Annotated in this window: 11 protein-coding genes and 1 riboswitch; of the genes, 5 read left to right on the top strand and 6 right to left on the bottom strand. The window is 69.3% G+C overall.

The features are described from left to right. Positions 1-9: 9 nt before the first annotated feature. From FF096_RS10800 to FF096_RS10785, 4 genes are all read right to left on the bottom strand, one after another. Positions 10-951 (bottom strand): NlpC/P60 family protein, encoded by a 942-nt coding sequence (locus tag FF096_RS10800; RefSeq protein ID WP_155217057.1) that lies wholly within the window; start codon positions 949-951, stop codon positions 10-12. A 104-nt stretch (positions 952-1,055) separates the two neighbouring features. After that, positions 1,056-1,190, bottom strand: a riboswitch (cyclic di-AMP (ydaO/yuaA leader). Positions 1,191-1,384: 194 nt separating this feature from the next. Next, complete coding sequence (locus tag FF096_RS10795) at positions 1,385-2,395, bottom strand: C40 family peptidase (protein ID WP_230462532.1); 1,011 nt, start codon at positions 2,393-2,395, stop codon at positions 1,385-1,387. Between the two features lie 253 nt (positions 2,396-2,648). Beyond that, on the bottom strand, positions 2,649-4,844 hold the full coding sequence (locus FF096_RS10790) for a (Fe-S)-binding protein (RefSeq protein WP_155217053.1): 2,196 nt from the start codon (positions 4,842-4,844) through the stop codon (positions 2,649-2,651). Between the two features lie 277 nt (positions 4,845-5,121). Beyond that, a complete protein-coding gene (locus FF096_RS10785; protein WP_203998879.1) occupies positions 5,122-5,388 on the bottom strand; it encodes a cell division protein CrgA in 267 nt (88 codons plus the stop codon). Positions 5,389-5,612: 224 nt separating this feature from the next. Between FF096_RS10785 and FF096_RS10780 the strand changes: the two genes are divergently transcribed. Genes FF096_RS10780 through FF096_RS10765 form a run of 4 tightly spaced genes read left to right on the top strand, consistent with a single transcriptional unit; the run spans position 5,613 to position 10,072 of the window. Then, positions 5,613-6,413 (top strand): DUF881 domain-containing protein, encoded by an 801-nt coding sequence (locus FF096_RS10780; protein ID WP_309223061.1) that lies wholly within the window; start codon positions 5,613-5,615, stop codon positions 6,411-6,413. A gap of 7 nt (positions 6,414-6,420) precedes the next feature. Then, on the top strand, positions 6,421-9,111 hold the full coding sequence (locus FF096_RS26610) for a class E sortase (RefSeq protein ID WP_309223060.1): 2,691 nt from the start codon (positions 6,421-6,423) through the stop codon (positions 9,109-9,111). 2 nt (positions 9,112-9,113) lie between these two features. Further along, a complete protein-coding gene (locus FF096_RS10770; protein ID WP_155217049.1) occupies positions 9,114-9,416 on the top strand; it encodes a hypothetical protein in 303 nt (100 codons plus the stop codon). 5 nt (positions 9,417-9,421) lie between these two features. Continuing rightward, a complete protein-coding gene (locus FF096_RS10765; RefSeq protein ID WP_155217047.1) occupies positions 9,422-10,072 on the top strand; it encodes an aminodeoxychorismate/anthranilate synthase component II in 651 nt (216 codons plus the stop codon). 3 nt (positions 10,073-10,075) lie between these two features. On the opposite strand, the gene FF096_RS10760 is transcribed toward FF096_RS10765, so the two are convergent. Next, a complete protein-coding gene (locus FF096_RS10760; protein WP_155217045.1) occupies positions 10,076-10,429 on the bottom strand; it encodes a hypothetical protein in 354 nt (117 codons plus the stop codon). Between the two features lie 90 nt (positions 10,430-10,519). After that, the gene (locus tag FF096_RS10755; protein ID WP_155217043.1) at positions 10,520-11,164 is read right to left on the bottom strand and encodes a vancomycin high temperature exclusion protein; all 645 of its coding nucleotides are present in this window, start codon (positions 11,162-11,164) and stop codon (positions 10,520-10,522) included. A gap of 401 nt (positions 11,165-11,565) precedes the next feature. Between FF096_RS10755 and FF096_RS10750 the strand changes: the two genes are divergently transcribed. After that, complete coding sequence (locus tag FF096_RS10750; RefSeq protein ID WP_155217041.1) at positions 11,566-12,873, top strand: peptidoglycan recognition family protein; 1,308 nt, start codon at positions 11,566-11,568, stop codon at positions 12,871-12,873. The last annotated feature ends 32 nt before the right edge of the window (positions 12,874-12,905 follow it).

Raw genomic sequence — 12,905 nt, 5'->3', positions numbered from 1 at the left:
GGCGAGCGGCTAACCGGGTCTACCGAAGCTGTGCACCGGGCTGCTGTCCAGCCGCTTCATCTTGACCGGCTGACCCGCCCGGGAGGCGTGCACCACCCAGCCACCGCCGACGTACATGCCCACGTGGTGCAGGTCGCGGTAGTAGAAGACGAGATCGCCGGGGCGCAGCTCGGCGCGGCTGACCGACGCGGTGACCCGACGCTGCCGCGCGGCGTTGTGCGGCAGCGAGACCCCGGCCCGTGACCACGCGGCCAACGTCAGCCCGGAACAGTCGTACGCGTGCGGGCCCTCGGCACCCCACGAGTACGGCTTGCCGATCTGTGCGCAGGCGAAGGTGACCGCCTCGCCGGCCGCCCCGCCGGGATACCTGGCCGGGCAGGGGGCGGGTCGCAATGGCCCACCGCCTCCCTTGCCGTACGCCCGCAGCCGGAGCCGCTGCAACCGGTCGATCTCGGCGTCGATCTGGTGCCGCTTACGCGCCAGCTCGGCCTCGGTGCGGGTGAGCTGGTCGATGGTGCTGTCCAACCTGGCCTTGGCGGCGGCGAGTTCGTCGCGCAGGTCACTCGCGTGCCGGATGTCCTCCTGCTGGAAGCGGGCGTAGCGGTCGAGCAGGCCGATGTGCTCGACGACCTCACCTGGTGACCGGGCCCCGAGCAGCATGTTGACCGCCCGTACCTGGTCTCCCTTGTACGCCCCGGCGGCGAGCTTGCCGACCCGGTCCAGGGCCTCGTCCACCTGGCGTTGCAGGGGCATGATCCGGGCGTCCAGGGCCTCCGCCTCCCGCCGCCTGCCGGCCAGGTCCTGCCGGGTGGCGTTGTGCTGTTCGATGACGGCTTCGAGCCGGTTCCAGTCCTTGTCGATCCGGCTCTCGATGTCGGCGACCCTCGGGTCGGCCCACGCCACCGCGACCCCGCCGCTCAGCAGCACGGCGGTCGTGGTCAGGGCGGCCAATGTGTAGCGGTACCAGCGGAAACGCGGCGCAGCCGTCGCTCGGCCGGGAATGCCCGGCTGCGGTGACGGTCGCCGAGGGGCATGGTGTGCCACCGGGCTCCGTGCTCCTTCCTCCGTACCGCCTACCGGGTTAGCTGACGGGTTCGGGCGGGAAGGGACGCCCTACCGTGACCCTCACGGATTCACCCCGGGCACCTGGGTCCCCGGCTCGCTCACGAGCGACTCGGCGGTGTCAGACCGTTACCACCCGGGCTGGGCGGATCTGCCAGCGGCCGACGATTGCCCAGCGTAGGGACGATCGCCATCGATACGCAACACAACCGCACCGTCACTGTGGGTGCTGACATCCGACAATGACGAGGGCCCCCGTCGACTTGACCGGGGGCCCTCGGGAGTTCCTGTGCGACCGCTCAACCAGCGCGGCGGTGGCGCCTCAGCCGGGTCGACGGAATCCGGCGATCGGCATGGTGGTGATGGGCGAGACGTTGACCGGCTTGCCAGCCCGTGGCGCGTGCACCATCTGGTTGTTGCCCAGGTAGAGCCCGACGTGGCTGACATCGCTGCGGAAGAAGACCAGGTCGCCGGGGCGTGCCTCGGACCGGGAAACGGCCTTGCCCTCGTTCCACTGGGCACCGGTGAAGTGGGTGAGGTAGATACCGGCGGCCTTGTACGCGTACTGGGTGAGCCCGGAGCAGTCGAACGAGTTCGGCCCGGTGGCACCCCACACGTACGGCTTGCCCACCTGTGCACAGGCGGTCTGGATGGCCGTCCGCGCGGCGGCGCTGACCACGTCCTTGACGGTCGGGCAGTTGGTCGTCTTGACCACGGTCACCGGCAGCGACTTCTCCAGCCGCTTGATCTCGGCGTCGATCTGCTTCTTCTTCGCCGCCAGCTGCTTTTCCTTCGCCTCCTGGTCGGCGATCAGCGCGTCGAGCTTGGCCTTCTGGGCGTCGTACTTCTTGCGGATCTTCATGACGCCCTCAAGTTCGCGGCGCTCCTGCGCGGCGAGCCGGTTGAGGAGGGCCATCTGCTCACCGAGTTCGTCGGGCTTCGCGTTGAGCAGCACGACGCCGATCTCCTGCGACGGCCCGGTGATGTAGTAGCGGGAGGCGAGGTCGGCCACCCGGTTCATCGCCAGCTCGGTTTCGAGGGCCAGCGGCTGGATCTTCTTCTCCAGGCTCTTCGACTTCTGCCGATTGACCCGCAGCTGGGAGCGCACCTTGTTGTACTGCTCGATGGTGGGTTCGAGCTTCTGCCACTGCTTGTCGATCTGTGCCTCGATCTCCTCGACCGAGGGAGCGGCGTACGCGGGGGCGGCGAGTAGGCCGGCACCGACCGCGGCGGCGGCGACGAGGACCACCAGCCCACGCGCGGCCCGGCGCAGCGCGCCCGGACGGGTTCGTCCCGGCGCGTGACGATGGAGGGGCATGGTTGCCACCGGCAGCGTCTCCTTTGCAACCGACCACCCGGGCGTCCCGCGAGCGGTAGAGACGGGAACAGGCGACCCACGGCGGTCGGTGCCCAACATTAGGGAAGGCCCGGCGGGTAAATCAAGGCGACCATCGGCTCATTCACCTTTGTGCGACGGTACGCACACTAAGGGTGTCGACCAATTCGTGACAGTTATGCATGCCAATACAAAACCGGGCCGGACGGCACCGTTGAAGGTGCCGCCCGACCCGATGCGTACGCGCTGGTCAGCCGGCCACGGGCGCGCTCTCCGCAGCGCCTGCCGCCTGGTCGGGCTTGACCGACCGAAGCAGCACGGTAGCCACGTCGATGACCTCGACCTGCTCACCGGCGCCCTTGCCGTTCACCCCGTCGGTGAGCATGGTCGAGCAGAACGGGCAGCCGACGGCGACCGTCTTCGCCCCGGTGGACATGGCCTCCTCGACCCGATCCACGTTGATCCGCTTCCCGATTCGCTCCTCCATCCACATGCGGGCACCACCGGCACCGCAGCAGAAGGACCGTTCGCTGTTACGTGGCATCTCGGTCAGCTCACCCTCGATCGCGCTGCCGAGCACCTCGCGTGGCGGGGTGAAGACCCGGTTGTGTCGCCCGAGGTAACAGGGGTCGTGGTAGGTCACCCCACCGTCGACCGGCTGGACCGGAGTGAGCTTGCCGGTGGCGACCAGGTGGGCCAGCAACTGGGTGTGGTGCACCACCTCGAACTCACCACCCAGCTGTCCGTACTCGTTGCCCAGGGTGTTGAAGCAGTGCGGGCAGGTCGCGACGATCTTGCGCTTGGCCTTCTCCCGGCCCTCGAACGCCTCGTTCAAGGTCTCGACGTTCTGCTGGGCCAGCATCTGGAAGACGAACTCGTTGCCGATCCGCCGGGCCGGGTCGCCGGAGCAGGTCTCGCCCTCGCCGAGGATGGCGAAGGAGACACCGGCCTCGTTGAGCAGGGTCGCGACGGCCCGGGTGGTCTTCTTCGCCCGGTCCTCGAACGCTCCGGCGCAGCCCACCCAGAAGAGGTACTCGAAGTCGGAGACCTCACCGACCCGGGGAACCTCGAAGTCGAGACCCTTGGTCCAGTCCTCACGGGTGTTCTGCGGTGCGCCCCACGGGTTGCCCTTGTTCTCCAGGTTGCGCAGCATCACCCCGGCCTCGGAGGGGAAGCTGGACTCGATGAGCACCTGGTAGCGGCGCATGTCCACGATGTGGTCGACGTGCTCGATGTCCACCGGGCACTGCTCCACGCAGGCGCCGCAGGTGGTGCAGGACCAGAGCACGTCGGGGTCGATGACGCCGCCGGACTCCGCGTCACCGACCAGCGGCTTCTCCGCCTCGGCGAGGGCCAGCACGTCGACGTGGGCGAGCTGCGCGGCGGTGGCCTTCTCCTCGCCGGTGAGGTCCTTGCCGCCGCCGGCCAACAGATAGGGCGCCTTGGCGTACGCGTGGTCGCGCAGGCTGAGCACCAGCAGCTTCGGCGACAGTGGCTTTCCGGTGTTCCACGCCGGGCACTGCGACTGGCACCGGCCGCACTCGGTGCAGGTGCTGAAGTCCAGCAGGCCCTTCCAGGTGAACTGCTCGACCTGAGCCACCCCGAACTGGTCGGACTCGGGGTCGGCCTCCTCGAAGTCCAGCGGCTTGCCGGCGCTCATCATCGGCCGCAGCGCGCCGAGACCGGAGCCGGCCACGCCCGGCTTGCGCTTGAAGAAGATGTTCGGGAAGGCGAGGAAGCGGTGCCAGGCGACACCCATCGTCACGTTCAGCGAGATCACGATGACCCAGGCCATCGAGATCGAGATCTTGATGAGCGCGGCCACGCTGACACCGGACTCCCAGCCCGGCAGCAGGGCACCGACCGCGTGACTGAGCGGGGTGGCCCAGGCGGGGTACTCGAAGTGGTCGGTGGCCACCTTGAAGCCACGGATCACAAAGCCCATGACCAGCACGGCGAGGACGACCGCCTCGACGAAGTAGCCCTGCCACATGGTGGAGCCGGTGAACCGCGACCGGCGGCCCGCCCGGTTCGGCCGGTTCGCCAATCGGATCGCGATCAGGACCGCGATACCGATGATGCCCAGAATGCCGATCCACTCGGTGACCAGCCCGTAGAGCGTCCAGGTGCCGATCAGCGGCAGCCCGCCGGTCGACGACACGACCTCGAAGTAGGCTTCGAGCACCAGCAGTGACAGCACGATGAAGCCGACCATCACGAACCAGTGCGCCGCGCCGACCACGCTCCAGCGGAGCATCCGCGTGTGCCCGGCGGTCTCCGCGAGCATCGTCTTGGTACGGCTGACCTTGTCACCGGAGCGGGTCGGATCGGGCTGACCCAACCGGATCACTGCCGTCATCTTCATGACCGCACGTACCGCAAGCCACACCGCAACGGCGGTGATGGCGGCCGCGAGGATCGTGGTGACGATCTGGACGCTGCCCATCGAGTTGGCCTCCCGGTCTGCTGCCTGTCGAGCGGCTCGGCGACCGGGGCGTCGGTGCGATCAGTCGAACCACCGCCGACGCACCTCAACCTGATCGGTCGATGACCTCGCTCCGCTCGGTCATGCAGTGCAGCCTACGCGCAAGGTTACCCAGCAGTAACGTGAGTCATCTCGCACTCGGGGGCCACGCTGCCCTCCGCATACCTTAGGAGGCCGGCGGCACCGCCGCTCGGGCGGGCCGCCGGGGTGCTGGGCAGCCGTGGCGTCGCGCCGTGGATCAGCGCCAGCGGGACAGCACGATCAGCGAGGCGACCATCGCGCCGAAGCCGACCGCCAGGTTCCAGTACCCGAGCTCCATGACCGGGTACTCCTGCTCGGAGAGGTAGTAGACCACCAGCCAGCCGATGCCGAAGACGATCAGCGACACCGCCAGGACCGGCAGCCACACCGGGCTGGGCTTGTTGGCGGCTGCGGTCGTCGCTGTCGGGCGGACGTCCGTAGGCGGGGTGTACACCTTCTTCTTGCGGACCTGAGACTTGGGCACGGCGCTCTCCAGAGGGGTTACGACCTCGTCCGGCCTGACAACCGGGCGCGAAGGCGACGGTCCATGGCCAATAATGTTCGACAGCTAGCGTAGTCCGGAAGACCCGTCCGATCCACGAATGAGGCGAGACCGGTACCGGGCAGCACCGGAAAACAGGGTAGGACGGCTGTCGATCCGGGGCGTACCGGGCGACCCGGAGCACAGCGACGAGGGGGAACTGGCCCGTGGAGTACACGTCCGGCGCAGCGTCGTGGCAGAAGGCGCTGCGACGACTCGTCGCCGGGCTGTTGCCCCGGCGGCCCCGTCAGCGCCGTCCGGGCTGGTCGATCGGCGTGCCGCTGATCGCCCTCGCGGCAGGACTGCTCTTCACCACCACGGCCACCACGGCGGGCGGCACCGCGCTGCGCGAGGATCGTCGGCCCCAGCTGACCGAGTTGATCGAGGATCGCCGCGAACAGGTGGCGGCGAACGAGAAGCGGGCCGCCACGCTCCGCCGGGAGCTTGAGAGCCGGACGGCCGTCCTCGCCAACTCCGACGGCCCGATCAGGGAACAGCAGCAGCGAGCCGACTCCAGTCGGGCCGCTGCCGGCTTCACCGCCCTCACCGGTCCCGGCCTGACCGTCCAGCTCAACGACGCGCCGCAGCTGAGCAACCTGCCCGAAGGTGCCACCAACGACGACCTGGTCGTCCATCAGGGCGATGTGCAGGCGGTGGTCAACGCGCTGTGGGCCGGCGGCGCCGAGGCGATGTCAATCATGAACGTGCGTGTCCTGGCAACCAGCGCGGTACGCTGCGTGGGTAACACCCTGCTGCTACACGGGCGGGTGTACTCCCCACCTTTCAAGATCGTAGCAATTGGCGACCCCGCCGCACTTCGGCAGGCCCTCGCCGCTTCTGAGGGAGTCCGGTGGTTCAGGGACGCGGTCGACAACTACCAACTCGGCTACTCCGAGATTCCTGGCACCGTCACTGTGCCCGCCTTCGAGGACTCCACCACCCTGCGTTCCGCGACGGTGCCAGAGTGAGCCCCCGGTGAGTCCGCAGTCCGACGGTCGACACCGCGACCAGACCGACGAACCCACCGCCTTCCTGCCCAAGGTGGAGCGGGCGGAGCCGGCAGCCGCCCGTACGACGGGTGCCTGGCCGGACCCGGTGCCGCCCACCCGGTCCGGGCCGACCCCGGCCCCGCCACCGCAGGAGCCGCCCACCGCCTCGCGTCCAACCGAGCAGGCACCCGGCAGCGGCTGGTCGCCACCGGACGGCCAGCGGCCGACCAACTCCGGCCGCTTCGACGGGCCCCCCGAGGTCAATCCGCCCGGCGGCCCCGGCCGGTGGGATGCGCCACCGGTGGCGGACCCGTCCGCCCGGACCCCCGGGGTCTCGACCGGCTGGAACGCGACGCCGGGACCGGAACGGACGGGAACGGCACCCGGACCCGAACGGACGGGCGCGATGCCGGGACCGGACGGGAGAAGCGCGCCGACGGGCGACCGTTGGCGTGCCGGCGGCCAGGAACAACCGACCTCACCTGCCGGACGGTGGGACACCGCGCCGGTCACGGACCAGCGGGCGCACCAGTGGGACGCCGCGACGACCACCGGCCGTACCGCCGACCAGTGGGATCCGGCGCCGGGCCCGCAACGGGCGGCCGAGCCCGCCCGCCCGGCCGACCAGTGGGATCCCGCGCCCGATCCCGGTCGCGCCGCCACGGGCCAGCAGCACGGCACGGGAAACAACGAGCAGTGGCACGGCGTACCCCTGCCGTCGGGTCAACCGGACATCCCGGTGACGACGACACCGTGGCGGGGTGCCTTCCAGCCGACCCGCAGCGCGGGTGACACCGAGCAGTCGAACAGCACCCGGCCCGGCGGCGCGGACGCCGGGGCAGCCCAACCCGCCCCGGTACGACCAGCCGCGCCACCGCCCGGAGCCTCGCCTCAGCCGACCCCCGCTCCGCCGTACGGAGCGCCCTACGGCGAGCACGCGTCGCGCCCCGGGTCCGGGCAGGCAGGCCGCGTACCACCCGCACCGCAACCGCCCCGGCCCGCACCGGGACAGCCCGACGCCCCGGCACCGCAGTTCGGACCGGCGACCACCAGCGGGCCCGCACCGCAGCCGCTGACCTATCCCGGCGATCCGACTGCGCAACCGCAGCGCCAGACACCGACGGGCCAGGACCGGCCACCGGTCTACGGGCCGCGCCCGGCGCAACCAGGCCAGGACCGGTTGGCCGCACAGCCGCCACACCAGGCCGCACAGCCGCCACACCAGGCGCAGACCGGCCAGAACCTGCCGCCAGCGCAACCGCCACAGCACGCGCAAGCCAGCCAGAACCTGCCGCCAGCGCAACCGCCACAGCACGCGCAGACCGGCCAGGACCGGTTGGCAGCGCAGCCGCTCCGGGCCGCGTCGCCTGACCAGGACAGGTCGGCCGGGAACGGCCCGGCATCCGGCCAACCGCCGACGACGCCGTCCTGGTCGCTGGAGGGCCGGGGCACCCCGGGCGTCGAACCACCACGGCAGTCGCCGGAGCAGTCACCGGGCCGGGCTGACTGGTCCGGTGATGGTCCGACCGCGCTGATGCCGAAGATCACCGGTTCGGCAACCGGTGGGCGGGGCACGGAGCCGGGCCAGGCCACCACGCCGGGCCAGGCAGCCACGCCCGGACCGACCAATACGCCCGGACCGGCCAACACGCTGGGACAGGCCGCGCCGGGACAGGCGGCTACGCCCGGATCGGCCACCGCGCCCGGACAGGCCATTACGCCTGGGCAGATGTCCACGCCGAACCGATCGGTCGACCCGGCGGCCACCGCCCTGATCCCGGCGATCACCGGAGCGCGGCCGAGCACACCGCCCGCACTGGACTCGACCGCCCTGATGGGTGCCGTACCTCGGCCACCCAAGGGTGAGGAACCGCCCGCCGACCAGGCAACCGAGGCACCGAAGCCGAGGCGCGGCGACCGGGTGGTGCAGCTGCGCCCGCACCAGACGGGTGAGGGCTACAAGAGCGTCTACTCGGAGCTGACCCGCCCGTCCGTGTGGTCCAGGGTGCGTACCGGTCTGCGGTTCAGCGGCGAGCTGCTGATCACCTTCGGCCTGGTGGTGCTCCTCTTTGCCGGGTACGAGATCTGGGGCAAGTCGGCGATCGTCGACGCCCACCAGGGCGAGCTGAGCGAGCAACTGGCCCAGGCGTGGGCCCCCGAACCGGAGACGGACCCGACGGTGACTGCGTCAGCCAGCCCGTCCGCCAAGCCGAAGCCCGCGGTGCACGGCACCCCGATCGCCGGCCTCTACATTCCGAAGTTCGACAAGGAATGGATCGTGGTCGAGGGTGTCGGCCAGAAGGACATCCGGTACGCGCCGGGCCACTACCCGGACAGCGCCGGGCCGGGCGAGGTCGGCAACTTCTCCGTGGCCGGGCACCGGAACCGGGCCACCTTCTGGCGGTTGGACGAGCTGCGCAAAGGCGACCCGATCGTGGTCGAGGGGCGCAACGACTGGCACGTCTACCAGGTCACCGAGAGCCTGATCGTCAAACCAACGCAGGTCGAGGTGGTGGCTCCGGTGCCAGGGAAGCCGGGTGCGAAACCGACCAAGCGGATGCTGACCCTGACCACCTGCAACCCGAAGTTCGACAACTACGAACGGTTGATCATCCACGCCGAGTTGACGCGTACGCAGCCGAAGGCCGAAGGACGCCCGGCGGAGTTGGGGACCTGACGATGTACGCCTGGATCTGGCGCAAACTACCGTTCGGGCTGCCCGGCAAGATCGTCGGCAGCCTGCTACTCGCCACCACCATGGTGGCGTTGCTGTGGTACGTGGTGTTTCCCTGGGCGGAGCCGCTGCTCCCCTTCGACGACGTGCAGGTCACCCAGGAGGACTCCGGCGTGCCGGGCGCGCCCGACGGTGACCTCGATACCGGGGACGATGGCGCGGTCGACGACGCGCCACCCGGTGACGAGCACGACCTGCCGTACGAGACCGACCGGAACAACACTCCGCCACCCGACGAGGACGAGTGAGGCCGATGCGCGTCTTGGTGATCGACAACTACGACTCGTTCGTCTTCAACCTCGTGCAGTACCTCGGCCAGCTCGGCGTGGAGTGCGAGGTACGGCGCAACGACGAGATCGAGGTGGGCGAGGTAGGCCGGGTCGGCGCGGCCGGCGTCCTGCTCTCGCCCGGTCCGGGCACACCCGACCGGGCCGGCATCTGCCTCGACGTGATCCGCGAGTACGCGGGCAAACTGCCGATCTTCGGGGTGTGCCTGGGACACCAGGCCATCGGTGAGGCGTTCGGCGCGACCGTCGCCCGCGCCCCGGAGCTGCTGCACGGCAAGACCTCCGAGGTCCGGCACGACGGCGTCGGCGTCCTCGCCGGTCTACCCGATCCCTTCACCGCGACCCGCTACCACTCGCTCGCCGTACTGCGGGAGACGCTGCCGACCGAGCTGGAGGTGACCGGCTGGACCGCCTCCGGCATCGTGATGGCGATGCGGCACCGCACGCTGCCGATCGAGGGCGTCCAGTTCCATCCCGAGTCGGTGCTCACCGAGGGTGGTCACCTGATGCTGGCCAACTGGCTCGCCGCCTGCGGCCACCCGGAAGCGCTGGACCGCGCCCCGGAACTGGCCGCCGAGGTCGACGCCCGCCGCCGGGCTGCCTTCGCCGCCACCTGAGGGTCAGGACTCGGGACGCTCCGCTCCGCTCCGGCGCCGGTCCCGGGTGATCAGGAGCGTCACGGCCAGGACCGTCAACGCCGTTACGCCGACGGCCTGTCCGATCCGGTCGATCCGCTTGGCGGTGCAGGATTGGAAGGCCCGCTCGCGGTAGGGCCCGTCCGCAGAGTCCACCCAACGGTCGAGGTCCATCGCCAGGGTGTTGCCGCAGGTGGTCCCCTCGTGGTTGCCGGCCACCCTGATCTCGATCGGGAAGAGCAGCAGAAGCACCACAACGATGGCGCCGAGCAGCGCGACTCGGGACGGCGTCACCAGGGTCTCGATCCTGGATCTGGTCGGTGCTGCCTCAGTCCCCATCGGGCACATCGTAGGGCATGATCGACGGCTGTTGACCCGTCCCAGCTCCGCCTTCGAGAGAAGACAGTACGCCTCGCCTGCCGCAGACGGTCAGCCGGCGAGTGCGTCCGCGACGGCCGAGTTCGCCGGTGATTCCACGGCGGCCGGCCTACGTCGACTCACGTCCCAGGCCGCCTTGCCGCTGGCAACATAGTCCCGTGCCGCCTTCCGCACGAGCATCGCGTGCCCGCAGCCCGAGCAGCGGGCGGGCACCCCGGCGGCCTCGATGCCGAGATGCCGGCACAGCGTCACCGCCCGGGACAGGTGATAGGACTGCGTGACGATCAGAGCCTGCTCGATCCCGTAGATCTCGCGCGCCCGGCGGCAACTGTCGTATGTGTCCAGGCCGTGCGGGTCGGCGACGACTTGCCGGGAAGGGATGCTGAGTCGCCCGGTCAGATAGGCCGTCATTGCCGTTGGCTCGTCCCCGGACACCCCGTCTCCGTCGCCCGACACGAGCACCACCCGCGCCCGGCCGTCATGGATCAGCGCGGCGGCGGTTTCCAGGCGGCCGGCCAGCCGTGTGCCGGGCCGGCGTCCGTCCTCCGTCACAGCGGTGCCCAGCACGATCACGACGTCGACGGTCGGTGCTTCCGTCTCCGCGTACAGGTGGCCGCGAGCGCTGATCGTCGTCCAGAGCCAGGGAATGCTGACGAGCAGCAAGGTGCCCAGTCCCAGGGCGGCCGTCCGGGCCATGCGTCGGCGCCACCAACTCGCCCGGGCCACCGGCTGGGCCACCCGTCGTAACCACGCGGAGCGCCTGACAACCACCACTGCCCCCTACGCCGGCAAGCCGCCAGCCTAGTGCCGGCGGTGCGGGCGGCTGATTCGACCCCGAGACTTGGCGAATTGGAACAAAGGTCCGAAATGCCTCCCCCCGCCATGAACGGACGTGCCATAGGATCAAGGCATCGATGTGCTGCAATAATAATCGCGTCGATGGTCAATTCTTCATGCGGAAGCCCAGGCAGAACGGGGGGATTTGCTCGGCGGATTGGAGCCGGCACACCGGCGCATCATGAGGCATTCGCTGGCGGAGATGAAGTGCTGTAATTCGCACCCCTGTCGAATCGGTCCATCAGGTGAAACGAGGAGCAATGCTCGTCACTATCCAAAATCGCTCTACCTGGGGAGTCTATGCGCCCGAAGACTTGCGGGCGCATGCAATGGCACCGCCCCGTCCCAACCTGGATAACGCGTGGAATCCGGTCGGCGGCGTATTCATCCACTACCGGGGCGCGGACCGCCCGTGGCACCGCGACTACAACACGGAAGAGGACTGCCGGCGGGACATCGCCGACGTCTACGAGGGCGACTACAACGACTCAACCACCAACAAGGACATCTGGTACAACTTCCTTATCTGCCCGCACGGCAACATCTACGAGGGTCGGGGCTACGAGCGAGGCGAGGCGAACTACGGCGACGGCCCGCTCATCGACGGGCTGGGCCGCAACGCCGGGTTCTACTCCATCTGCGCCCTCCTGCGCGGCGGCCAGATGCCCACCGAGGCGATGCTGCAGTCGTACCGATTGCTCATCCAGCACCTGCGTGAAGAAGCTCCGAGAAGGACCGGCAACCACATCCTGCCGCACTCGCACCAGTACGGCACCGACTGTCCCGGGACGTTGCACGTGTACGCGCAACCCGGCTCGACGATCGACCCGTCCGCACCCTGGACCGGCTTCGCCGACATCCACGTCTATGCGGCTCAGAAGTGGGTGAACGCCACCTACGCGAACGCCCCGGGGTATATCCGGTGCCCTGAACTCGGGCGCACCGGATGGTCCACGGTCCTCTCGCTCACCCAAGCTCTTCAGCACGAACTCGGCATCTCGCCGACGGTACAGAGCTTCGGTCCCGGCACCTTCGACGCCGTCAAGAGGCGAAACCGGCAGCCGAGCCGCGAGGTCAACGGAAACCTGATCCGCATATACAACAGTGCCCTTTTCTGCAAGGGCTACTGGGCGTCCACAGTGTACGACAACTGGGGTGTCGACTCGCAGATCGCACTTGAGCGGCTCTACAGCGATGCCGGTCTGACGTATGTCGACCAGGACAACAACGCGATGTGGCCGCACATCGTCAAGGCGCTGATGCGGATGGACCAGTTCCGTCTCGTGCCACGGGGCGACATCAACATCCAGAACATCCAGAAGCGGCTCAACTCCCGCTACGTCGCAGGCATCGGCATCCCGGCGATGGGCCTGGTGCCCTGCGACGGCATCTACTCGCGGGACGTCCAACAGGGCTTCATGATGGCGATCCAGTACGAGATCGGTATCGCTCTCAACTCGATCAACGGATACTTCGGCCCGGGTACGCAGGCCGGGCTGCGGGGAGTCGGATCCGGAACACTCAGAGCGTGTTTGAGAAGGTCTGTTTTGGACGGCGTGGCGGCGTGACATGCACCGTTGGGGCGGGCAGGGTGGCGCGG

Source organism: Micromonospora sp. CP22 (assembly GCF_009712475.1).
Taxonomy (GTDB): Bacteria; Actinomycetota; Actinomycetes; order Mycobacteriales; family Micromonosporaceae; genus Micromonospora.
This window is presented reverse-complemented; position numbering and strand designations above follow the sequence as displayed.

Coding starts and splice junctions, on each gene's coding strand:
- FF096_RS10790 (WP_155217053.1), bottom strand. CDS start 4,844: ATGGGCAGCGTCCAGATCGTCACCACGATCCTCGCGGCCGCCATCACC.
- FF096_RS10770 (WP_155217049.1), top strand. CDS start 9,114: ATGTACGCCTGGATCTGGCGCAAACTACCGTTCGGGCTGCCCGGCAAG.
- FF096_RS10765 (WP_155217047.1), top strand. CDS start 9,422: ATGCGCGTCTTGGTGATCGACAACTACGACTCGTTCGTCTTCAACCTC.
- FF096_RS10760 (WP_155217045.1), bottom strand. CDS start 10,429: ATGGGGACTGAGGCAGCACCGACCAGATCCAGGATCGAGACCCTGGTG.
- FF096_RS10755 (WP_155217043.1), bottom strand. CDS start 11,164: ATGGCCCGGACGGCCGCCCTGGGACTGGGCACCTTGCTGCTCGTCAGC.
- FF096_RS10750 (WP_155217041.1), top strand. CDS start 11,566: ATGCTCGTCACTATCCAAAATCGCTCTACCTGGGGAGTCTATGCGCCC.